At 27.5% G+C, this 21,846-nt stretch carries 26 protein-coding genes; 23 read left to right on the forward strand and 3 right to left on the reverse strand.

The window, feature by feature from the left end:
• Positions 1–30: 30 nt before the first annotated feature.
• The 4 genes from ffh to rimM all read left to right on the forward strand — a co-directional run bounded on the left by ffh (position 31) and on the right by rimM (position 2,504).
• On the forward strand, positions 31–1,383 hold the full coding sequence (gene ffh / locus CRU93_RS01845) for a signal recognition particle protein (protein WP_129102479.1): 1,353 nt from the start codon (positions 31–33) through the stop codon (positions 1,381–1,383).
• Between the two features lie 89 nt (positions 1,384–1,472).
• Positions 1,473–1,700: a 30S ribosomal protein S16 gene (rpsP, locus tag CRU93_RS01850; RefSeq protein ID WP_129102480.1), complete on the forward strand. Its 228-nt coding sequence runs from the start codon at positions 1,473–1,475 to the stop codon at positions 1,698–1,700.
• A 16-nt stretch (positions 1,701–1,716) separates the two neighbouring features.
• Positions 1,717–1,956: a KH domain-containing protein gene (locus CRU93_RS01855; RefSeq protein ID WP_129102481.1), complete on the forward strand. Its 240-nt coding sequence runs from the start codon at positions 1,717–1,719 to the stop codon at positions 1,954–1,956.
• An 11-nt stretch (positions 1,957–1,967) separates the two neighbouring features.
• Positions 1,968–2,504 (forward strand): ribosome maturation factor RimM, encoded by a 537-nt coding sequence (gene rimM, locus CRU93_RS01860; protein WP_129102482.1) that lies wholly within the window; start codon positions 1,968–1,970, stop codon positions 2,502–2,504.
• 6 nt (positions 2,505–2,510) lie between these two features.
• On the opposite strand, the gene CRU93_RS01865 is transcribed toward rimM, so the two are convergent.
• From CRU93_RS01865 to flgG, 3 genes are read right to left on the reverse strand one after another with little or no spacing between them, the layout of a single operon-like run.
• Positions 2,511–3,635, reverse strand: coding sequence for a hypothetical protein (locus tag CRU93_RS01865; RefSeq protein WP_129102483.1), 1,125 nt, complete (start codon positions 3,633–3,635; stop codon positions 2,511–2,513).
• A 3-nt stretch (positions 3,636–3,638) separates the two neighbouring features.
• Complete coding sequence (locus CRU93_RS01870; RefSeq protein ID WP_129102484.1) at positions 3,639–4,076, reverse strand: hypothetical protein; 438 nt, start codon at positions 4,074–4,076, stop codon at positions 3,639–3,641.
• 23 nt (positions 4,077–4,099) lie between these two features.
• Positions 4,100–4,885, reverse strand: a complete 786-nt coding sequence (flgG, locus tag CRU93_RS01875) for a flagellar basal-body rod protein FlgG (RefSeq protein WP_129102485.1) — start codon at positions 4,883–4,885, stop codon at positions 4,100–4,102.
• Between the two features lie 152 nt (positions 4,886–5,037).
• Between flgG and CRU93_RS01880 the strand changes: the two genes are divergently transcribed.
• The 19 genes from CRU93_RS01880 to CRU93_RS01970 all read left to right on the forward strand — a co-directional run bounded on the left by CRU93_RS01880 (position 5,038) and on the right by CRU93_RS01970 (position 21,818).
• Entirely contained in the window at positions 5,038–5,406 is a 369-nt protein-coding gene (locus tag CRU93_RS01880) for a response regulator (protein ID WP_129102486.1), read from the forward strand.
• 31 nt (positions 5,407–5,437) lie between these two features.
• Positions 5,438–6,565, forward strand: a complete 1,128-nt coding sequence (locus CRU93_RS01885; RefSeq protein WP_129102487.1) for a hypothetical protein — start codon at positions 5,438–5,440, stop codon at positions 6,563–6,565.
• Positions 6,566–6,576: 11 nt separating this feature from the next.
• Positions 6,577–7,296: a flagellar hook-basal body protein gene (locus CRU93_RS01890; RefSeq protein WP_129102488.1), complete on the forward strand. Its 720-nt coding sequence runs from the start codon at positions 6,577–6,579 to the stop codon at positions 7,294–7,296.
• Positions 7,293–7,697 (forward strand): flagellar basal body rod protein FlgB, encoded by a 405-nt coding sequence (flgB, locus tag CRU93_RS01895; RefSeq protein WP_129102489.1) that lies wholly within the window; start codon positions 7,293–7,295, stop codon positions 7,695–7,697. The genes CRU93_RS01890 and flgB overlap by 4 nt, the downstream gene beginning before the upstream one ends.
• Before the next feature lie 16 nt (positions 7,698–7,713).
• A complete protein-coding gene (gene fliF, locus CRU93_RS01900) occupies positions 7,714–9,441 on the forward strand; it encodes a flagellar basal-body MS-ring/collar protein FliF (protein WP_129102490.1) in 1,728 nt (575 codons plus the stop codon).
• Positions 9,441–10,448 (forward strand): flagellar motor switch protein FliG, encoded by a 1,008-nt coding sequence (fliG, locus tag CRU93_RS01905; protein ID WP_129102491.1) that lies wholly within the window; start codon positions 9,441–9,443, stop codon positions 10,446–10,448. Before fliF ends, fliG begins: the two co-directional genes overlap by 1 nt.
• Positions 10,448–11,119, forward strand: a complete 672-nt coding sequence (locus CRU93_RS01910) for a FliH/SctL family protein (protein WP_129102492.1) — start codon at positions 10,448–10,450, stop codon at positions 11,117–11,119. Before fliG ends, CRU93_RS01910 begins: the two co-directional genes overlap by 1 nt.
• A gap of 84 nt (positions 11,120–11,203) precedes the next feature.
• Entirely contained in the window at positions 11,204–11,494 is a 291-nt protein-coding gene (locus CRU93_RS01915; RefSeq protein WP_129102493.1) for a FliM/FliN family flagellar motor switch protein, read from the forward strand.
• 9 nt (positions 11,495–11,503) lie between these two features.
• Entirely contained in the window at positions 11,504–12,292 is a 789-nt protein-coding gene (locus CRU93_RS01920; protein WP_258238795.1) for a flagellar hook assembly protein FlgD, read from the forward strand.
• 15 nt (positions 12,293–12,307) lie between these two features.
• Positions 12,308–13,765, forward strand: coding sequence for a flagellar hook-basal body complex protein (locus CRU93_RS01925; protein WP_129102494.1), 1,458 nt, complete (start codon positions 12,308–12,310; stop codon positions 13,763–13,765).
• 103 nt (positions 13,766–13,868) lie between these two features.
• Positions 13,869–15,905 (forward strand): flagellar hook-basal body complex protein, encoded by a 2,037-nt coding sequence (locus CRU93_RS01930; protein WP_129102495.1) that lies wholly within the window; start codon positions 13,869–13,871, stop codon positions 15,903–15,905.
• A 46-nt stretch (positions 15,906–15,951) separates the two neighbouring features.
• The gene (locus CRU93_RS01935; RefSeq protein ID WP_258238796.1) at positions 15,952–16,281 is read left to right on the forward strand and encodes a hypothetical protein; all 330 of its coding nucleotides are present in this window, start codon (positions 15,952–15,954) and stop codon (positions 16,279–16,281) included.
• 15 nt (positions 16,282–16,296) lie between these two features.
• Entirely contained in the window at positions 16,297–18,294 is a 1,998-nt protein-coding gene (locus CRU93_RS01940) for a hypothetical protein (RefSeq protein ID WP_258238797.1), read from the forward strand.
• A gap of 65 nt (positions 18,295–18,359) precedes the next feature.
• A complete protein-coding gene (locus CRU93_RS01945) occupies positions 18,360–18,677 on the forward strand; it encodes a flagellin (RefSeq protein WP_129102496.1) in 318 nt (105 codons plus the stop codon).
• Between the two features lie 12 nt (positions 18,678–18,689).
• Positions 18,690–19,595 carry a FliM/FliN family flagellar motor switch protein gene (locus CRU93_RS01950; protein ID WP_129102497.1) on the forward strand — a complete coding sequence of 302 codons (906 nt, stop codon included), beginning with the start codon at positions 18,690–18,692 and terminating at the stop codon, positions 19,593–19,595.
• Positions 19,596–20,351 carry a motility protein A gene (locus CRU93_RS01955; RefSeq protein WP_129102498.1) on the forward strand — a complete coding sequence of 252 codons (756 nt, stop codon included), beginning with the start codon at positions 19,596–19,598 and terminating at the stop codon, positions 20,349–20,351. It abuts the gene before it with no gap.
• Between the two features lie 6 nt (positions 20,352–20,357).
• Positions 20,358–21,134 carry a flagellar motor protein MotB gene (locus CRU93_RS01960; protein ID WP_129102499.1) on the forward strand — a complete coding sequence of 259 codons (777 nt, stop codon included), beginning with the start codon at positions 20,358–20,360 and terminating at the stop codon, positions 21,132–21,134.
• Entirely contained in the window at positions 21,134–21,424 is a 291-nt protein-coding gene (locus CRU93_RS01965; protein ID WP_258238798.1) for a hypothetical protein, read from the forward strand. The genes CRU93_RS01960 and CRU93_RS01965 overlap by 1 nt, the downstream gene beginning before the upstream one ends.
• Positions 21,425–21,437: 13 nt before the next feature.
• On the forward strand, positions 21,438–21,818 hold the full coding sequence (locus CRU93_RS01970; RefSeq protein ID WP_129102500.1) for a hypothetical protein: 381 nt from the start codon (positions 21,438–21,440) through the stop codon (positions 21,816–21,818).
• Positions 21,819–21,846 lie beyond the last annotated feature (28 nt).

Below are 21,846 nucleotides of genomic sequence, written 5' to 3' on the forward strand. Positions count from 1 at the left end.
CACAAAATTTAAAATGTTTGGAGATTTATTTTGTTTGATTCAATAACTGGCTCACTAAAAAATTCAATTAATAAAATTAGACATAAAGATGATGCAGCAGCATTAAAAAAAGCAACTACAGAATTAAAAAAGTCTTTTTTAAAAGCTGATATTCACCATAAGACGACAAAAGAGTTAGTTACAGAAGTTGAATTAGAAACAAAAAAAAATGGAATAGGGCAAGATTCATTTATAAATGCTCTTAAAAGCCAACTTACAAAACTTCTTACTACTGAAGGTAATCAAGGTTTTGTATTTTCAAATACTCCTCCAACTACAATATTAATGACAGGACTTCAAGGTTCTGGTAAAACAACAACAACTGGTAAATTAGCAAACTATTTAAAAACTAGAAAGAAAAAAGTTTTAGTTGCTGCTTGTGATTTACAAAGATTAGCAGCCGTTGAGCAACTGAAACAAATTGCAGCTCAAGTTGAAGTTGATATATACTTTGATGATAATGAAACTGATTCTGTTAAAATTGCAAAAGCAGCGCAAGAAAAAGCAACAAAAGAGTTGTATGATGTATTATTAATAGATACAGCAGGTCGATTAGCTATTGATGAGGAATTAATGACTCAACTTGCTAATGTTAGAGATTCAATTAAACCTGATGAAATTTTTTATGTAGCAGATTCATTAACTGGGCATGATGCAACAAAAACAGCAACAACGTTTAAAGAAAGAATTGGAATAGATGGTGTTATTTTATCGAAATATGATGGTGATACAAAAGGTGGTGTTGCACTTTCAATTGCTCATCAAGTTGGTGTTCCTTTAAGATTTATTGGTGTTGGTGAAAAAATGCCAGACTTAGAAGTTTTTATTCCAGATAGAATTGTTTCTAGACTTTTAGGTTTAGGAGATATAGAAGGACTTGCAGAAAAAACTTCAGCAGTAATTGATGAGAAAAAAGCTAAAGAAGTTACTAAAAAGATTAAAAAAGGTGAATTTAATTTTAATGACTTTTTAGATCAACTTGCAATGATGAGTAAATTAGGTTCAATGAAATCTATTATAGGAATGATTCCCGGTCTATCTCAAATGGCAGGCCCAATGAAAGATATGGATTTTGAAAACTCTGATGAAATAAAAAGAATCAAAGCTATGATTGGATCAATGACTCAAAAAGAAAGAGAACAACCAAGTTTAATTAATCCAAGTAGAAAAAGAAGAATTGCTAGTGGTTCTGGATTATCAGAAGTTCAAGTAAATAAAATATTAAAGCAGTTTAAAAATGCTTCAAAAATGGCTAAGAAACTATCTTCAAAAGGTGGTATGAAAGGTCTTCAAAATATGATGTCTCAAATGGGACCTGGTGGAATGCCTAAAATCCCTAGATAAATATTGACTCTTATAGTGTTGAGTTGTAAACTTAAATTTTGAGTTTAGAATTCAATACTATAAATATAAAATAAACAAAGGAAAAATAAATGACAGTAATTAGATTAACAAGAATGGGTAGAAATAAAAAACCATTTTATAGAATTGTTGTAACAGATTCAAGAAAAAGAAGAGATTCAGGATGGATTGAATCAATTGGATATTATAATCCAGTATCTGAACCAAAAGTTTTAAAAATTGATGAAGAAAGATATAACTATTGGTTAAAAGTTGGAGCTAAACCTTCTGAAAAAGTTAAAAAATTAGCTTCTAAATAATTTAGCTATTACTAACATGATAGTAAATTTTATAGAAAATTATGCAAAATTAATCGTTTCTAAGCCAGAAGATGTAAGTGTATTTGAAAAGAAAATTGATGATACTTTTACTGAAATTACAATTAATGCTCATGCAGATGATATTGGTAAATTGATTGGTAAAAATGGTAATATGATTAATGCGCTTAAAGTTATGGCAAATGGTTGTAAAGCAAAAGATGGTGTATCTTACAAGATACAAGTATTATCTAATTAAAATAGCAAAATATGTCTAAAGATAAAATTTACGTAGCAAAGCTAGGGAAAACAGTAGGTCTGCAAGGTGATTTGAAAATCCATACAGATACTGATTTCCCTGATCAGTTTAAAAAAAATGCTACTTTTACTACAAATAGAAATCTACAATTAAAAGTAATATCATATAATGAATCAAGAGGTATAATCAGATTTGAATCTTATGAAGATATAGATCTTGCAAAAAAATTAACTAATCAGCAGTTATTTACAACTGAAGATTTAACGAAACAAAACTGTAATCTTAATGATGATGAATTCTTTTGGTTTGATATAATAGGGTGTGAAGTTATAGAAAATGGTATAGTATTGGGAAAAGTAGAAGATATTCATAGATATCCTATAACTGATTACTTAGAGATTATTACAAATAAAGAACTAGTAGATAATAAAGATTTACCAAAAAATTTTTTAATTCCATATTTAACTGAAACACATATTATTGAAGTTAATATAGAAAATAAAAAAATATATACTAAATCATGTTTTGAAATATTAGAAAACTCATAAAGTTTTCTAATAATTACATCTTTTATTGAACTCTTCTTTTGTTAAATCAACTAGCATTGCTTTATTAAATCCATTTTGTATAAATTTATTTAATAAATCTTTTCTTGCACTTGGCATTTCATAAGGTCCAACATATATTTCTATATTGTTTTTATTATTTCTACATAAAAGAATTTTTTTATCTATTTTTTCAATTTTTTCTAGATACTCTTTTGTTAATTCACCTTTTAATACAGAAACATTAATTAATGGTAAGAATGAGTTTACATTATTATTAAGACTATTTTCTTGAGATGGCAAAGTATTTTGTACAATATTATTGTTTGTATCATTTGTATTGATTTGAGTATTAACTTTAGACTCAACTTTATTTTCTTTTTCTTTACCTTCAACAAGTTTTTTTAATTCATCTTTCTTTTTCTCAACTTCATCTAATAAATCTTTTTTTATTTTTAATAGTTCTTCTTTTTGAGTAATTAATTCATTTTTTCTATCTTCAAGTGCTTTTTTTTGTAGCTGCAATTGTTTTTTTAAATCTTCAATCTCTTTTAGTCTTTTTTCTTCAGCTTGTGCTTTTTTCTTCTCTTCATCTTGTGCTTTTCTTTTTGCTTCTTCTTGCATTCTTTTTGTTTCTAATGTTGGATCATATTTTGTTAAATTGTTAAACTTTTTATTTAGTTCACTTGAATTTATATCTCTTGATTTAAAATCGAATTTTTTTTCTTTAATTGTTTGTTCAATTTTTGGTTTTTCAATTTTAGGTTTTTTCTTATCAAAGAAACCTGTAAAATATAATATCAATCCAATTGTCAGAATAACTAATAGTATAGCAGCAAGGGCAGTTAAAATTTTTTGAAGTTTTGTCTGTTTTTTTTGTGCTTTGTAATCTTTTAAGTCATCTTCATCTGAAGCATATTCACTAATGTCTTTTTCTTCATTTTGTTCAAATGATTCATTATCAAATTCATCTGATTCTTGAGTTGGTTTCAAACTTTCACTTAAAGGCTCTTCTTCTATTCTTATTTCATCATCTAGTGATAATGAATCATTTTTTAAATTATCATTTTCATCAAGTTTTATTTCATCAACAATTTCATTTGAGTTTTCATCAAGATTTAATTTTTCTGCCATTTTTTACTCTTTGTCTTTTAAATTTTGTTTTCTTCTTTCTCTTTGTTTTGCAAGAATTTTTTCTCTATTTTTTTTATAATACTCTTTTCTATATTGTCTTAATTGTTCTTTTTTTTCTTCTCTATACTCTTTATCGTATTCTAATCTTTCATCTTTGTGCTCTAAATAATATTCTCTTTTTTTGTCTTTATACTCTCTCATTTTAGCAATAATTCTATCTTTTCTTGTATCAACATGCTCTTTTTGTTGTTTGATAATTGATTTTATTTTTTCATTGAAGTTTAATTCATTTAACTCTTCTTCATAATCAATTATTTCTCTTTTTTTTATTTGAGTGGAGAGCTTTTTTTCTAATTTACTTTTTAAGTAATACTCTCTTTTTTTCTTTTTATGTCTTAGAAAATTCTTTTTTCTAACTTTTTTTAGTTCCTCTAAATCCATGATTAAATCATATTACCTATTATTTATCTTTTTAATTGATTAACAATATCAAGCATTTGGTCTGTTGTTGAAATTGCTTTTGAGTTAGCTTCATACGCTCTTTGTGCAGTAATTAAGTCAACCATTTCATTTACAAGTTTAACATTAGATAATTCAACTATACCTTGTCTTAAGCTACCAAAATTATCTTCACTTGGATTACCTTCAATTGGAGCACCTGATGCATCTGTCTCTTTAAATAAAGAATCACCTTGTGGTGATAAACCAGCAGGATTTACAAAAGTTGAAAGAGTTATTTGTCCAAGTTCAACTGTTGCATCATTTACATCAGTTGCCGTTACTGTTCCATCTTTTGCGATTGTTACGTCTTTAACGTTATCTGGAATTATTATTTCTGGATCAAGTCTATATCCAGCTGAATTTACAATAGCACCTTCATCATCAAGTTTAAATGCACCATTTCTAGTATATGCAGTTTGTCCATCAGGTAATGTAATTCTAAAAAAACCTTTACCTTCTATTGCCAAATCAAAAGTATCACCAGTCTCTTTTAAATCACCTTGTAAAAAGCTTTTTTGAATTCCTGATATTTTTACACCCATACCTACATCTATTCCAGTAGGATTTCTTGTTGTTTCAGAAGTCTGTCCAGCTGTATAGTTTAATCGTTCATACATTAAGTCTTGAAATTCTGCTCTATCTTTTTTAAATCCCATTGTATTAACATTTGAAATGTTATTTGAAGTTACATCAATTTGATTTTGTTGAGCATTCATACCAGTTGCAGCAGTGTATAACCCTCTAATCATATGAAATCCTTTCTATTCGTCATATTATTAAATTATATTTAAAGATTTTTTAAAGTTAGATAAAATTTTATTAAAATATTAAGTGTAAATTTAAAACAAATTAAATATAATAGTTAATAATTTTTAAAATAAATGTTTTAAAGGCTTGAATAATGAAAATTTTGATAGTTGATGATAGTTCTACAATGAGAAGAATTATCGGTAATGTTGTTATGCAATTAGGTTTTTCCAAAGATGACTTTGATGAAGCAGAAGATGGAGTTAAGGCATGGAAATTGCTTAGCGAAAGTGCATACGATATTATCTTAACTGATTGGAATATGCCAAATATGAATGGTTTAGAATTGGTTAAAAAAGTAAGATCTGAGGGTAATCACAAAAAAATACCTATTATTATGATTACAACAGAAGGTGGTAAATCAGAAGTTATAACAGCTTTAAAAGCAGGTGTTAATAACTATATCGTTAAACCATTTAGTGCAGAAATATTAAAAGAAAAACTTGATGGAGTTTTAAACTAAACTTTAGTGACTTAAATAAAAAGGTTTTAAAATGAGTATGAGTCAAGAAGAAATTGAATCGTTGATGAATGGCTTAGATTTAGATGAAAATGATAAATCAGAAGAAGTGGTAATAGAAGAAGATGACTCTTCAAATGAATCAGTTTCAAATGATGATATTGATAAGTTATTAGCAGAGAACAATGTAGAAGATAGTACGGATGATACTAAAAGCGAAGAGATTCCTACTGAAGAGCTTCATATAGATGAAACTCCTTCTGAAGAAACTAAAATAAAAGAAGAATCTTCTAGTGAAAATAATAGTAATGATTTGGATGATATATTATCAAGTATAGATGATGTTAAAGAAGATGAAGAAAAAGATTCTAAGCCTGTTTCAAGTGATGATATTGATGAGCTTTTAAAAGATATTGATAGTAGTGAAGAAAATAATGATAATTCAAATGAATTAGATAATGAAAATTCAAATGAAGAAGATGATGAAAATTTTGATGATATTTTAGCAGGTATTAGTGGTATAACTGAGAGTGAAGTTAAAAAGCCAGAACCAGAAAATAAAACTGTTAATAATAAAGAAGATTCAGCAGATGATGATGAGGAAGAACTTGTGAGTAAAATAGATAGTGGAATTTTTCCTTTACCTGCTGAACCTGATACAAAAGTTGTTAATCAATTAAGTCAAGTAGCAAATGATTCTGAGGAAAAAGCATCAAAAATATTTGATGTATTAAGTTATGTTTTAGATGACAATAATGATATTCAAAAAACTGTAAAAAATGCAGATGAATTTTTAGCTAAACAAGCTGCACTTTTAGAATCTTTAAATAAAAAATTTCCAAATATCTCTATATTTGATGAACATTTGAAAAAAACAAACGAATTTAAAGGTGAATTAAAAGGTATTAACTCAAAAATTGATGCAGAAAATATGCAAATTTTTGAAGCAATGGAGTTAATGCAGTTCCATGATATAAATAGACAAAAAATAGAAAGAGTAATGGCAGTAATTAGAAAACTTTCAATCTATTTAAATAATCTATTTGAAGATGGAGGTGAACATCAAGAAGTTGTTGTTGCAAAACATATTCATGGTGATAACACAGCAGATGTTTTAGATGATGATGATTTAGAATCACTAATAGCTGAATTTGGTAATTAATAGGAGTTAATATGAATCAAGGTACATATCCTTTAGCAGCAGCAATGGTTAATCAACTAAATAGAGTTGATATGATTTCAAATAACTTAGCAAATGCAAATACAGTTGGTTTTAAACAAGAAGGAATGACTGAAGGTTCTTTTAACAATTATTTATCAAGAGCTGAAAAAGAGGGGTTTACCCCTACAAAAATTAATACAATTACAAATACAGTTCCAAAATTAGATGGAAAATATATAAATCAAGAAGTTGGTCCTATAGTTGAGACTGGAGATAAACTTGATTTTTCTTTAAAACATCCAAACTCATTTTTTAAAGTAATGAATAAAAATGGTCAAGTTGAATATACAAGGGATGGATCTTTTAAAATAATGGATAATTTTTTAGTTGATTCAAGTGGTAATAATGTACTTGATAACAATAATCAACCAATTCTTGCAGAAGATGATTTTATAAATCAGATTTCAGTTTCGAGAATTGATTTTAAAGATTTAGAAAAAGTTGGTTATAACAACTATAAAACAAAACCTAATGCACAAGTTGAGCCACTAGAATTAAATGAAGGTGAAATAGTTCAAGGAACATTAGAAAAGTCAAATATTAACACTGTATCAACTATGGTATCATTAATTGACGCAAATAGAAGATTCCAACAGACTCAAAAAGGTATAACGACTATTGATGAATTAAATTCAAAAGTGATAGATAAAATAGGAAATAATACTCAATGAAACCAAGTAGCATAACTCAAACATTATTTAATCAGTTAAATTTTAGAGGTGATAGACAAAAAGTAATATCAAGTAATATTGCAAATATTAATACTCCTGGCTATAAAACAAAAGATTTAGTTTTTGAAAAACAGCTAGAAGAAGCTGATAAAAGTAGACTAAAATTGTATACAACAAATGAAAAGCACCTTTCGTCTTTTTCTAATGATCTTGATCCAACAAAAAGAGATATTATTAATGTAAAGGGATTAGAAGAGCAAAATGATGGGAATAATGTTAATTTAGATGCCCAAATGAGTGAAATGGCAAAAAATAAAGTTATGTTTGATGCAATTCAAGCATCAATAAGAAAAGATTCTAGTCTATTTAAATCTGTTATAGAAGCTTCGTCAAAAAATTAATTAGGATATATTATATATGGATCAACTTTTTAAGTTTGTAAATAATTTAAATGCTGCACAAAGAGCAGTTATAATAGGAGGTTTTTCTATACTCTTTGTGTTATTAGTAGGATTACTAGTATACTCAAACATAAAAGCTGAAGATAAAAAATTTAATTATACAATTGCCTCAAATCTTACAAAAAATCAAGTTATGTTAGCAAGTAGTGAACTTGAAAGTTCAGGTGTTCCATTTTCTGTAATTGGGACAGGAAATGACTTAACTTTGAAAACTTCAAAAGAATTTATTAATATTGCAAAAATTAAACTTGTTACAAGTGAAGCTTCAACAAGTAAACATGTTGGTTGGGAAATATTTGAAAAATCATCTTTAGGTTCTACAAATTTTGAAAACAAAGTTAAATATTTAAGAGCATTAGAAGGTGAATTGTCCCGTTCTTTAGAGTCTTTATCTGGCATATTAAGAGCAAGTGTAAAGATTGCAATACCTAAAAGAACAATTTTTACAGAAAGAAAAACTGAACCAACAGCATCTGCTGTACTTACATTAAAACCTGGGGTATATTTAACTCAAAAACAAATTGATGGAATTAGAAATTTTATTGCTTCTGCTGTTTCAGATTTGGATAGTGAAAACATTAAATTGATTGATCAAGATGGTTCACTTTTGGAGCATTCAAAAGATGAAGTTGATAATGTAAAGTCAATGACTCAAAATAAGTATAAAAGTAAATTAGAAACAGGTTTTGAAAAAAAAATTGTATCTTTGTTAGAGCCAATTGTAGGGCCTAATAGAGTTGTAGCAAGAGTTACAGTTGATTTAGATTTTATAAAAAAACATGTTCAACAAGAAATTTATGATCCAGAAGGAACAATTAGAAGTCAAGAATCAACAGAAAAAACATCAAACTCTCAAGGTGGAACTGGAGCTGGAGCTGTTGCAGGAGTTGATAGTAACATTGAAGAACCTCAAGGTGGAGGTAATAATCAAAGTATTAGATCAAATAATGAGTCAACAAAAACACTTACAAATTATGAAATATCAAAAAAAGTAATTGATCAAAAAGATAATAACTATTCAATTATTAAAAAAGTTAGTGCAGCAGTTACTTTTGATTCAACAGTATTAAAAGATGTAGAGAATAAAGATGAGTTTATAGCTTCTATTGAAGCTATAGTTCAAGATTCTATTGGATATGATAAAAAAAGAGGTGATCAAGTTAGTGTTAGAAGTTTTAAATTTGTTGGCTTTAACTCTAATACAGCTGGAAATGTAGAAAAAGTTGATGCAAATGGTAATGTTGTTTCTCAACCTGATACTTTTGGTATGGTTAAATCAGCAATAAAAGAATTTAGTGAATATATTCAATATCTAATTGCAGGTATATTATTATTTATTTTCTATAGAAAATTTATTGTTAATCATGAAGTTGTTATTTTAGGAGATAAAAAAGCAACAAAAAAAGATGAAAATGATGATGAAGGTCTTTTAGATGATATGCTTACTGGGTTTGAAGATGAATTTGACATGCAAAGTGCAAAAGGTAGATTAAAAGCAAAAGTTAAAAGCCAAATTATGAATAATTTATCTGGTTTAGATGAAGAGGGTGCTGCAAAATATGAAGTGTTAATTGAGGAATTAGACAAAGAAATTAATACAAATCCTTCTGAAATGGCAACTATGTTAGAATTACTGTTATCTGAAGGTGATTCTAAGTTTACAAAAAAAGAGGGTAAAAGATAATGGAAGAGGTAGAAAGAGAACTGTTAAAAGGAATGTCAATGCTTGAAAAAGTTGCACATTTCTGTGTCCTTATCGGTGAAGATGCTACTGTTAAAATTTTTCAACATCTACCTAAAAATGTTGTTGAAGATATTTCAACAGCAATTACAAGAATAAATTCAATTGATAAAGATGTTTCTTTAGCTATATTGGATGAATTTCACCTATTTACACGATCAAAAGGTTTTATAAGTTCAGGTGGTTTTGATTATGCAAGAGATATATTATATAAATCATTAGGAAAAGGTGAAGCTGATGATGTTTTAGCAAAACTTTCAAGAATGAAACTTGCAGCACAGTCTTTTTCATATTTAGATGCAATTAATCCAAAACAATTATCTGATTTTATTAAGGATGAATCTCCTCAAACAATTGCTGTTATTTTATCTCATATGGAGCCACCAAGAGCAGCAGAAGTTCTTATGTCACTAGAAGAAGATGTTAGAGTAAAAGTAACAATGCAAATGGCTACAATTAAAGATGTTTCCCCTGACGTTGTAAGAACAATTTCAGTTATTTTAGAGAAAAAATTAGAATCGCTATTATCTTCAATTGTGGATGTTGGTGGTGTTAAAGTTGTTGCTGATATGTTAAATAGAGTTGGTCCTAAATCACAAGATATTCTTAAAAATATAAATGGTGTTGATACTTCATTAGCAACTAAGATAAAAGAGAATATGTTTGTATTTGAAGATTTATTAAATTTAGATACAGAATATGTAATGAAAATTTTGCAAAATGTTGATACAGCAGATGTTGCAGTAGCTATGAAAAATGGTACAGATGAAGATTTAGAAAAAGTAACAAGTGCAATGTCTCAAAGAGCAAGTGATAGATTTAAAGAAGAGTATGAAATGTTAAATAAAGTAAAAATTAAAGATATTGAAGCTGCACAAAGAAAAATGCTAGATGTTGCCCAAAAAATGATTGAAGATGGCATAATTGACAGAGATATGGATGAAGAATAATGGCTAGTGGTAATGTATATTCAACTGCGAAAGTAATTAGTTCTGAAGAGGAAGTTCAAGATTATAAATTAGGTACATTCTTACATAAAAAACTAGATACTACTGCTCAAAATGAACAAATGGAGAGTGTTGCAACTTTAAGTGAAAGAGAAATACCTTTAAGTGTAGATCCTTTAGTTGAACAAATGAAAGCAATAGCTGGTCAAATTACATCATTATCTCAAAAAGTTGATGTACTAGAACAAGGTGGAGTTGCTTCAAGAGATATTGATAGACAAGTAGTAGAAGCAATTAAAGATCTTAAACATTATGCAACTTTTTTTGAACAAGCTACTTTTCAAATGGAGACAAAACTATTAAAAACTGCAGTATCAATTGCACAAAAAATTATTGCAATAGAAGTTGGTGAAAATTCAACAAAAATTGCAAAAGAAACAATTAATCACCTTTTATCAAAAATAAAAACAGCTTCAAGAATAAAAATCCATCTTAATCCAAGAGATTATGAAATATTAAAACATGAATTGAATCTAGAATCATTTATTGAATTACAAGAAGATATAAATGTAGCTCCTGGTGGAGTTGTAATTGCAAGTGATTTAGGAAATTTTGATGGAAATATAGAAGCAAAAGTTGCATCTATGTTAGAAACTTTGGATACAGTTATATAATTAAATAAAAAAAATAGACTCATCTTAACTCAATATATAAAACTTTGTGTTATAATATAAGCAAAATCATAAAAAAGTGATGTAATGGTTGAAATTAGTGAAAGAGACTATGATTTATTAGTAGATACTGAAATTGTTGTTGATGTAATTTTAGGGAATGCTAGTATTACAATAAAAGAGTTTTTAGACTTAGCAGAAGGTGATATCTTGTCTTTGGATAAGTTAGCTGGAACTGGCGGAGATATTTATGTAAACTCAAGAATCATAGGAACAGGAGATATTATTGTTATTGATGAAAAACTTGCAGTAAGAGTACAAGATGCAATGGATTCTGATAACGTAGTTAGATATTTCTTTGAAGAAAACTTATTATAAGGATTTAATATGTCAATGGATAGTACAACTACAAAAGGTGGAATGTATACTGGTTCTTATACTAGTAAAACTGGTTTTGATGAAACAAAGTATAATAACATAAAAAAAAGAGATGCAAATGGTTACTCTACATCAGATATAGAAACAAATACTGCAAAAGATGCATATGGCAATTCTTATACAAGTTCAGTGAGTAATGATCAATTAAGTACAAGCGATTTTCTTGCTCTTATGCTTCAAGAGTTAAAACTTCAAGATCCAACAAAACCAATGGACTCTCAAAGTATGATGGATACTCAAATGCAAATGTCTTCTATGCAAACAAATATGACTCTTTCAAATTCAATGCAAGAATTAGTTTCAACTTTTAACCAATCTGCATTGTCAAATGCATCTACACTGATTGGACGAAATATTGAAACTAATCAAGTTGATGAAGATGGAGTAACAAAAGCATATACTGTAACTTCAGTTGAAACGCAAGGAGGAGATTTGGTTCTTAAAGGAAGACAGATTCTTTACCTGCAAGATATTGTGAAAGATGAAGATGGCAATGTTTTACAATATGACAAAGATGGATATATTTATGGTTCAGATGGTGAAAAAACTGGAGAAAAAATAGTACTTGAAAGTAAGGGTAATATTGCTCTTGATGAAAATAATAAACCTATTATTTTAGATGCAGATAATAATACAGTTGAAGATAATCCATATACATATACAGGTCAAAATGCAAAAGTTTATTCAGATGAGATTAGCTCAATTCCAATGGGAAATGTTGCTCAAATATTTTCATAACATAAAGGAAAAATTATGATTAGTGGAATGTGGAATGGAATATCAGGACTTAATGCTTTTCAAAAAGCTTTAGGTGTAGAATCAAATAATATTGCAAATGTTAATACAATTGGGCATAAATCAGATACTATCTCTTTTCAAGATTTGATGTATCAAAAGGGGTATGGGAAAGGTACTAATATTCAAAGTGTTGAGAAAGACTTTACTCAAGGTAATCTTAAATTAACGGGTAATACATTTGATGTTGCAATTAGTGGAAAAGGGATGTTTTTAGTTAAGGATTTAAATACAAATGATATTTATTACACAAGAGCAGGTAATTTTAAAATGGGATCTGACGGTACACTTCAAACTACAGATGGATTAAAAGTTCAAGGTATTCAAAGTCAAGCATCAACTATATTTGCAACTGATCCAGTTGATACAAAATTTACTAGTAATTTTTCTAAGTTTTTAGGAAGTGATACAATAACTACAGGTGATTTAGTGCAAACTATAAATGCAAGAAGTACAAATTTTAATCAAACAGCAACAGATAGTGGAGTATCAGGGCAAGGTTATAAAACTGCAACTTCAAAAATTAGTGATATTCAAGCATTAATAGCAAACTATAAAGCTAGTTTAGGTTTATATAGTTCAAATCCTACTGCTCAACCTGCACAAGCCACTTCCGCTGTATCTCAAGTGCAATTTGGATCTTTACAAAATGAATTAAAAGATGAAAATGATTTATTAAAAATCACTGTAAATAATATTACGATAAAACAAAAATTTGATACAGATGTACAAATAACTATGAATAAGTTTGCAGACAAAATTTCACAAGTTCAAGGTGTTACTGCTAGTGTTAATGATACAGGACTTCTTACTGTTACTTCTTTAATTCCAGGTAAAGAGATGAAACTAACAAATGCAGCAGTTAACAATGATGCTCCTTCAATTACAAAAGTTACAGAAGCATCTCAAGGTGCAGGAATTGGTATTGTGAATAGTGCAAGGGATGCTCTTAAAACTGCAATTGAAAGTGCTGGTGGGAAATTTATAGAAATTACAACAAATTTAGATTTATCAAATCAAGCAGCATTAAATACGACTGATTTGCAACTTAAACTCGATAATCTTAATTTATCTGATAATGGATTAGGTGATTTAGAAATTGAAAATGGAAAAATATTTGTAAAAGATGGCGATAACAAATTTATAATTGGTACTATTTCAACTGCATATTTTGATGATGAATTGAGTCTAAACCCAGAAGGTGATAATTTATATTCGCAAACAAAAAATTCAGGTGAGCCAAAAGATGCAAGTAGATACAACTCTTTGGAAGGAAAAATGTTAGAATTAAGTAATTCTAGTTTAAGTTCTGATTTGACAAATTTACTTGTTTTTCAAAGAGCATTTGAGGCAAATTCAAAATCTGTTACTACTTCTGATGAGTTTTTACGAACTGCAATAGAGTTAAAAAAATAACTCTATTGTCAAATGAAGTGTTTAAATATAAGTACTTTTTTAAGTATTTGTATTTGAACATTTAAAAATTAAATGTTTATGATGTATATTAAAAGGATAAATCATGATTGGAGCACTTTGGACTGGTATTTCAGGGTTATCGTCACAACAAACAGCGTTAGATAATGAGTCTAATAATATAGCCAACGTAAATACAATTGGGTACAAATCATCAAGAATCTCTTTTGCAGATCAAATGTATCAAGATAGAATTGGTAAAGGTTCTAAAATTTTAGATGCAGAAAAATTATATGTACAGGGTAACTTAAAACTTACTGGTGTTAATTATGATATGGCACTTAGTGGAGATGGTTTCTTTACTGTAAAAAATACTACACAAGGTGGTAGTGCAGAATCATTTTATACTAGAGCAGGTAACTTTAGAATGGGTGATAATGGTACATTGCAAGATACAGCAGGAAATGAAGTACAAGGATGGGCTATGAGTCCTCTTACTAATGAAGATGTCATCTCTACAAATCCAAATGCCACAATGTTTACAAATGATTATTCTGAATTATTGGGAACAAGAATAATTAGACATGATACTTATGTTGAGACTATTACAGGTAAATCTACAGATTATCAAGCTACAGTAGTGGCTGATGCATCTGATGTATTTACTGGAACAGGATTAAAAAGTAAAGCAGCAAAATTAAATGATATTGAAGCACTTAAGAAAGATTATATTCAAAAACTTCAAGATTTAAAAAATAATCCAGATGGTCCATCTGCAACATCAATTGCTCAAACAAGTCAAATATCTTTTAAAGGTGACACTATGAAAGGAGAAAATGACCAAATTTCTGTAACAATTGATGGAACTACTGTATCACAATTATTTGTAAGCACAACTGCAGATACTGCTTTTAAAAATGAGCTAGATTCTGATCCTACAGTTGATACAACAACAGGCGGTAGTGGTGCTGGTGGAGTATGGACGCAAGATGATTATAATTTAGCAGCTAGTAAAATAAAAACATATCAAGCATTAGCAGATAAAATTTCATCAACTGTTCCAGGACTTAAAGCATATAATGTTATTGATGATAATGGCCAATTTGAAGATAGTGATGTTTTTGATAAAACTACGACTAATGCAGATATTTTACAAGGAATGATTGAGATAAAATCAATGATTCCTGGAAAAGATTTTGTAATTAATTCAACTCAAGAGAGTAGTAATAGTGTTGTAGTAAGTGGTGAAATAAATGAAACATTAAGTCAAACAAAAGCACAAGCAGGTACTGGAATTGGTGCAGTACAAAGTGTTCAGGATGCACTTTCAAGAGCATTAAGTGGGACACAAAGAAATGTATATACTCCAAGTGATTTAGATTTTGCACAAACACATACTTTAGGCTTTTCTATTTATGATAAAGAGTTAAAGAAAAATATTGAGGTTCCTGATATTGTAGCAGGTACAAGTGCAATTAGTATGCCTAATACTGGTATTGATGATTCTGTAACTGCATTAAATGCAGATACAACTTTTTCAAAATATCTTAAAGCTGAAAATATTAATGGTAATTTGGTTATTTCTACAAAAAGTTCATATTATGATGTAGGATTCAGTACAACTATAACTGAAACAAGTGGACCTAAAACTGGTGAAATTATTGATAAAAATGCAGATTATAGTGGTAGAGAAGGTGCTGGTGCAGAATTTTTACAAATTACAAATACAATTGAGCAAACATCAACGCAAGATTCACTTCAATTAAAATTGGATGCATTAAATTTAAGTGATTCTGCCTTTGGTGAATTTAGTGTAGATAACTCTGGGCTTATTACGATGAAGCAAGGTGGTGTTGATTTTGCAATTGGTCAAGTTTCTATTGCACTTTTTAATAATAACAGAGGATTATTACCATCAGGTGATAATTTACTTGCAAAAACAACTGAATCTGGTGATCCAATATATAATGTTAATAATGAAAAAACTGCAAAAATAGAGTCTAAAACATTAGAATTAAGTACAGCTGATTTAAGTGAAAGTTTAGTTAACTTAATGGTATTTCAAAGAGCATTTGAAGCAAATGCCAAATCAATCACTACTGCTGATGAGTTATTAAATACATTAATTAACTTAAAAAGATAGATAATAAAATAGGATTATTCCTATTTTATTTATGAAAAGGTAAAAATTGGAAAATTTTTTATTATTAGTTTTAGCAGGAGTTTTATTATTGTACTTTTTTTCTAGTATGAATGTTTATAAATCTTTATATAGAAAAGTTAATGAAGAAAAAAACTTGATGGAAGAAGAGTATAAAAAACTTGAAAAAATAATTGAAAGATATGAAAAACAATTAAAAGTAAGTACATTAACACTTAAAAATAATCAAGATACATTACAAGTTGCAAGAAATGATTTGCAAGAAGTAAAACTAGAAAATACTGAACTAAAACATAAAATTGATATTTTGGAAAATAGAGCTGAAGAATTATATGCTCAAGTTAATACAATGGTATAAAATGGAGATTGCATTTTGAAAAAAAAATATTTGTATCTTTTTTTTATACTTTTTTTTTATACTACTTTAAATGCTCAAAAAGAGCAATTGGAATCACAACCAGAAATTATTTTTAATTACGACAAAATAAAAGAAAAGCAAAATAGTTTTTCATTACAGTTTGATTTTAATAAAGCTGTATTAATGATGGAAAAAAAAGAGTATAAAAAAGCAATAGAACTTTTTAAACAAACTGCAACAGCTATTAAAATCCCTTCTTTTTTAAATATTGCAATTGCTTATTATAAATTAGGTGAAATTGAAAATGCAAAACTTTATTTAAATAATATTTATAACTACAAAAAAGCAATATATAAAAATACGTTTTCTTATATGTCTGCATGTTATTATTTGTATCAAATATCAAAGGATACTAGATATTTAGATATTATTATTGATATTGCAAAAAAACACAAAAATCTTACAGAACATTCAAAAAGAATGTTAGCTGATACATTGATTATATTAAAAGATTATAAAACAGCATTGAAAATTTTAAATAGCATGAAATATCCATTGGATTTAAAAAAAGCAATACTACATTTAAAACTAAAACACTATACCGAGGCTGATAAGTTTTTAAAATTAGCAAAAGAAAAAGCGGTTAATGAAGATAGAATAAATAAAATTATTTGGATAATGACTTATAGAGATTTAAAAGCAAATGAGTTAGAAAAACTTCATGATAATATTGATTTATTAAATAAAAGAAAAAATAAGTTTAAAGCAAATATTGAATTACCATTAAAAATATATTTTAATAAAAATAAATATGATGCAAAAGAGTATTTGAATTTTATCACAAACTTTTCAACAAAAAGAAAAATAGATTATATTTTTTATTTTGCACCATTTATTTTTTCTGATAATCAAGAGATAATTTATGATATGTCAAAAGGATTTATTTTTAAATCAAAGCAGAATATTAAAAGCCTTGAAAGAATGGTAGAATATAATGCAAAATTTATTGATATTATAAAAAAAGATCCAATAATTAGAGTTGATAGACTTAAAAAATTAATAACAAATGATACAAAATCATATGTTTATTATAATTTAGCTCTGTCATATGCACAAATTTATGATTTTAATAATGCATATAGATATTTTAGAAAAGCATATAAATTAAATCCTGGTAATAAATTATACTCTATTATGACAATACTTAGTGCAAAAAGAGTTAATAGAAAAATTCCAGATATTGAGTATATTAAATCAAATCTTCAATCTCCTAATGGTCTTTATAAATATTTTGGATTTAGTTTGTATAAACTATTTTTAGATAATAAATTAAAAGTTAGACAAAAACCTTCTTATTATAAAGAGACTATTTTTTATAAAGCTATTAAACATTTAAACAACAAAATTGAAGGTGAAGATACAATAAATGATGAACTTTTTGTAGATCATATTAAAGATCCTTTTGTTTATTTGATGTATTTAGTTAAAAGACAAAAAAGTGAGAATAATTTTGAATATTTTTCTAGATTACAAAATAGTGTACCTTTATATTTAAATGATAACTTTTTAGAAGGACCATTAATTGTAACAGAGTACTATTTTGATATATTAAGAGCAATTGGATTATTTAAAAAAGCAAATCTTACTATTCCAAAAAACAATACACCTTCATATTTAAGAACAAAAGCAGTTGTTCAATTATATAAAGGTGATTCAAATAAAAGTTTAGAAATATTAAATAAACTTCAAAATAAGTATAAATTGGAAGACAAATATACAATGTATTTACAAGTTGCTGCATTGCTTGATCAAAAAAAGTATAATGAAGCATCTGTTCAATTATCTTTGATAAAAGCTTTATTAAATGACGATGATGCTGATTTTTTAACTGGTATTCAACTTTTACAAGAGTTGAAATTTTCAAGTGTTAAACAGTATTTTAGAACAAAATATATTGATAATAAAATAGATTTTAAACTTGAAGGTTTAAATGATTTTTTAGAATCATTATAAAAGAGTTAAAATTTATTTTTTTTTTGATATAATCTAAGCATATATAAATTTCTAGGAGGGTAACCATGGAACTAGGAAGAGTAGCAGATATTGATAATGCTAAAGTAAATCATATAGAAAAATCTCAAAAAGTTGCAGAAGTTGACAATAAAGAAAAAATTGTTGCTGATGATAAATATAAAAATGCTCAAAATAAGAATGTTTCTGATAAACAAGAAGTTATATTAGATAACGTTAGATTCGGTTATAATAGAAATTCAAAAGATTTCTTTGTAAAAGTTACTAGAGGTGAAACAGAATATAAGTATCCAACAGAAGATATGATGAGAATAAAAGCTCAATTGCTTCATCAACTAGAACAACAAATACAAGAATCTAAATAAAGGTAATTTTAATTGGCATCAGATTTATCAAATATATTAAAAGAAGAGTTAAGTAACACATTAGAGCAATTATTATCAAAAAGTTCTTCAATTGATAATATCTCTTTATTATCTGGGGAATTACCAGAGCAAACTCAATGCATAGAAGTAGATGTAAAATTTGAATTTAGTGCAGGAACTACTAATTGGAGTTTTTTTATTCCCACTATTTCTGCAACTAAATTTGAATACTTCATGTTAGGTGGAATGGGTGATTTAAAAGAGCATATTGATGATGAAATAGCAGATGCAGTAAATGAGATAATCTCAAATGTATGTGGAAGTTTTACAACTTCAGTAAATGCGCAAAATTTTGCAGATATAGGTTCTATAAAATTTGAATTAGAAAACTCTTCAATTGTAGAATCATCTTCTATTGCTTCAAAAGAGAATTCATATGAATTTGCATTGTCAATGGATTCAGAAAAATTACCAGTTATTATTAGTTTTGATAATATTATTTTACCATATATTAGTTCCATTACTGGAGTAGAGGAAAATGAAAATGAAGGTGTTACTTTAGCTCCAAGTAAACCAGTGAAAAATGAACAAAAAAATACAGATGTACCTAAAGATGAATTAAGTATTAGTTCTTTGCTTTCTGAAAATTCTGCTCACAATTTACAATTATTATTTAATATTAAATTAAAATTGAGTGTAAGACTAGGAACAAAAAACTTTTTATTAAAAGATATACTTAGATGGGATATAGGTGAAATTATTGAGCTAGATCAAATGGTAAATGAACCTTTGGAAATTTTAGTTAATGGAATAAAAATAGGTGAAGGTGAAGCTGTAATAGTTGAAGGAAAATTTGGATTAAAAGTAAAAAGTATTGGCAATGAGTCTTTGCGACTTAACCAGTTAGGATTAGAGTAAATGGATAAAAGTACAATTGGTGGATTAGTAGCAGGTTGGTCATTTGTTTGTTTAGCCATTGCATTAGGTGGAGCTGGGTTTGGTGCTTATATTGATATACCATCTGTTATTATTGTATTAGGTGGTACTTTAGCTGTAACTGCTGGTCAGTTTGAAATTTCTGAGTTAAAAAGAATTACACCAGCAATGAAAATTGCTTTTAATGAAGTAAAAACTGAACCTCTTCCTGAATTAGTTGAAAAGATTACTTTTTATGCTACTGAAGTAAAAAAACATGGTGTAATGCAAATAGAACAAAAAGTTTTAGCAGAAAACAATCCTTTTTTTAAAGAGGCTTTTCAATTAATTGTTGATGGTACAAAACCAGAAGTATTGGAGCCTTTGTTAGAATTAAAGCAAGAGCATATAGATAAAAGACATAGTACAATAATTAGTATGTTTGGAAATATTGGTGGGACTGCTGGTTCAATGGGTATGATAGGTACTTTGGTTGGTCTTGTTGCAATGCTTGCAAATTTATCAGATCCTTCTGCTGTTGGTCCTGCAATGGCTGTTGCTTTAATTACTACACTTTATGGTGCATTAATAGGTACTTTGTTTGCTGGTATTATGGAAAATAAACTTTCAAGAAAACATCAAATAGAAATGACTGCATGTGAAGTTATAATTTCAGGAGCATCAATGATAGCAGCTGAAGAATCAATAGGTAATATTAAAATGAAACTAAATGCAATTTTAGTTGAACTTCCAGAGTAGAAAATTATGGCTAAAAAAAAGTGTCCAGAATGTCCTAAATGTTTGCCAGGTTGGCTTGTACAATTTGGGGATTTAATGTCTTTGTTATTGACTTTTTTTATTCTACTTTTATCTATGGCTGTAATGGATAAGAAAAAAGTTGAAGAGTATTTTGATATTATGAAAAAGGCAATGGGCTTTTTAGATCAAAGTTCTGATGTTAGAGAACAAACTGATGAATATTCTGACAGTAAAAGTAATAATGATAGTGATGATAATATGACTTCTGCAGAAGAAGGAGTTCAGCAAGCTAGTGAGCAAATACAAGAACTTGTTCAAAGTCAAAATGATTCAGCAGCAGACCAAACTCAAGTTATGCAAATAACTAAAGGTAAAAATGAATTTACATTAGATATACCATCAACAATTATGTTTAAGCCTGGTGAGTATAAGATTTCTGAGGCTGCTTCTAAGAGATTTATTGCTAAAATAGCAAGAGTAATTAGATCAATGCCTCAAACTTTTTCTATAGAAGTTATAGGTTATACAGATAATAGGGCATATAAAAGTAAACAAATACCAAGAGATGATTGGGATCTTTCAGCACTGCGATCGATTGAGGTTGTAAAAGAGTTGATTAAAAATAGAATTGAACCTGCACAGTTAAAAGTATCTGCATATGGTTCATATCATCCAAAGAGTGAAGTTGCTTCTGATAACAGAAGGGTTGAAATTAGATTTTTCTCTGATAATGATCAATCTGATATTCTAAATCAAGACAATTTTTTTGATAGGTTGGAATAATGATAGAATTAAGCAAACCCATAGTTACTTATAATAAATATGATGATAATAAAATAAAAAATATTGACGTTGATAAGTTGCAAGATGAGAACTTAAAAAAAGTGTGTGATGATTTTGAATCTTTTTTTGCCCAACAGTTAATGGATATATCACTGAAAAATACAAATGTAGCAGGAGAAGGTACAGGTTCTGATATTATTAAAGGTATGTATACAGAAACTTTATCAAAGAATACTGAAGGTACTTTAGGTATTAGTAATATGTTATATGAATTTTTAAGTAAAAAGTAAGTGGGAAAATAAGATGAATATAGAACAAATTATTGATAAAATGTTGCAGCTTACTAAATTAATGCAAGAGTTGCTTCTTCTTGATATAGAAGATATAAAAAATGCAAAGCATGAAAAATTATTAGATAGAAATGATAAAAAAGAAGAAACTATTGTAGAAATTACAGACCTTAAGTCTGAATTGAATGAAAAATTTATTGAATTGATGCAAAATGATGGTGATGTTAATAAATATAAACAACAAGTTGATTATTTAGAAGAAGAGTTAAGAAATTTATATAAATTAAATAAACAATTGGCTTCAATTGTTTTGCCAGTTCAACAAATGTATAAAGAGATTGTTGATGAGATAGCTAAAGAAAATGGAGGAAATATACTTGATCTTAAGGCTTAGTTTAATAACTCTTTTATTTGTATTAAAT

It is taken from the genome of Arcobacter sp. CECT 8985 (assembly GCF_004116495.1).
In the GTDB taxonomy this organism is placed as follows: Bacteria; Campylobacterota; Campylobacteria; order Campylobacterales; family Arcobacteraceae; genus Malaciobacter.

Coding starts and splice junctions, on each gene's coding strand:
- CRU93_RS01960 (WP_129102499.1), top strand. CDS start 20,358: ATGGCTAAAAAAAAGTGTCCAGAATGTCCTAAATGTTTGCCAGGTTGG.
- CRU93_RS01930 (WP_129102495.1), top strand. CDS start 13,869: ATGATTGGAGCACTTTGGACTGGTATTTCAGGGTTATCGTCACAACAA.
- CRU93_RS01855 (WP_129102481.1), top strand. CDS start 1,717: ATGATAGTAAATTTTATAGAAAATTATGCAAAATTAATCGTTTCTAAG.
- CRU93_RS01865 (WP_129102483.1), bottom strand. CDS start 3,635: ATGGCAGAAAAATTAAATCTTGATGAAAACTCAAATGAAATTGTTGAT.
- rpsP (WP_129102480.1), top strand. CDS start 1,473: ATGACAGTAATTAGATTAACAAGAATGGGTAGAAATAAAAAACCATTT.
- CRU93_RS01965 (WP_258238798.1), top strand. CDS start 21,134: ATGATAGAATTAAGCAAACCCATAGTTACTTATAATAAATATGATGAT.
- CRU93_RS01870 (WP_129102484.1), bottom strand. CDS start 4,076: ATGGATTTAGAGGAACTAAAAAAAGTTAGAAAAAAGAATTTTCTAAGA.
- CRU93_RS01915 (WP_129102493.1), top strand. CDS start 11,204: ATGGTTGAAATTAGTGAAAGAGACTATGATTTATTAGTAGATACTGAA.
- CRU93_RS01880 (WP_129102486.1), top strand. CDS start 5,038: ATGAAAATTTTGATAGTTGATGATAGTTCTACAATGAGAAGAATTATC.
- fliG (WP_129102491.1), top strand. CDS start 9,441: ATGGAAGAGGTAGAAAGAGAACTGTTAAAAGGAATGTCAATGCTTGAA.
- CRU93_RS01910 (WP_129102492.1), top strand. CDS start 10,448: ATGGCTAGTGGTAATGTATATTCAACTGCGAAAGTAATTAGTTCTGAA.
- CRU93_RS01945 (WP_129102496.1), top strand. CDS start 18,360: ATGGAACTAGGAAGAGTAGCAGATATTGATAATGCTAAAGTAAATCAT.
- CRU93_RS01890 (WP_129102488.1), top strand. CDS start 6,577: ATGAATCAAGGTACATATCCTTTAGCAGCAGCAATGGTTAATCAACTA.
- CRU93_RS01920 (WP_258238795.1), top strand. CDS start 11,504: ATGTCAATGGATAGTACAACTACAAAAGGTGGAATGTATACTGGTTCT.
- CRU93_RS01970 (WP_129102500.1), top strand. CDS start 21,438: ATGAATATAGAACAAATTATTGATAAAATGTTGCAGCTTACTAAATTA.
- flgB (WP_129102489.1), top strand. CDS start 7,293: ATGAAACCAAGTAGCATAACTCAAACATTATTTAATCAGTTAAATTTT.
- fliF (WP_129102490.1), top strand. CDS start 7,714: ATGGATCAACTTTTTAAGTTTGTAAATAATTTAAATGCTGCACAAAGA.
- CRU93_RS01885 (WP_129102487.1), top strand. CDS start 5,438: ATGAGTATGAGTCAAGAAGAAATTGAATCGTTGATGAATGGCTTAGAT.
- rimM (WP_129102482.1), top strand. CDS start 1,968: ATGTCTAAAGATAAAATTTACGTAGCAAAGCTAGGGAAAACAGTAGGT.
- CRU93_RS01925 (WP_129102494.1), top strand. CDS start 12,308: ATGATTAGTGGAATGTGGAATGGAATATCAGGACTTAATGCTTTTCAA.
- CRU93_RS01955 (WP_129102498.1), top strand. CDS start 19,596: ATGGATAAAAGTACAATTGGTGGATTAGTAGCAGGTTGGTCATTTGTT.
- flgG (WP_129102485.1), bottom strand. CDS start 4,885: ATGATTAGAGGGTTATACACTGCTGCAACTGGTATGAATGCTCAACAA.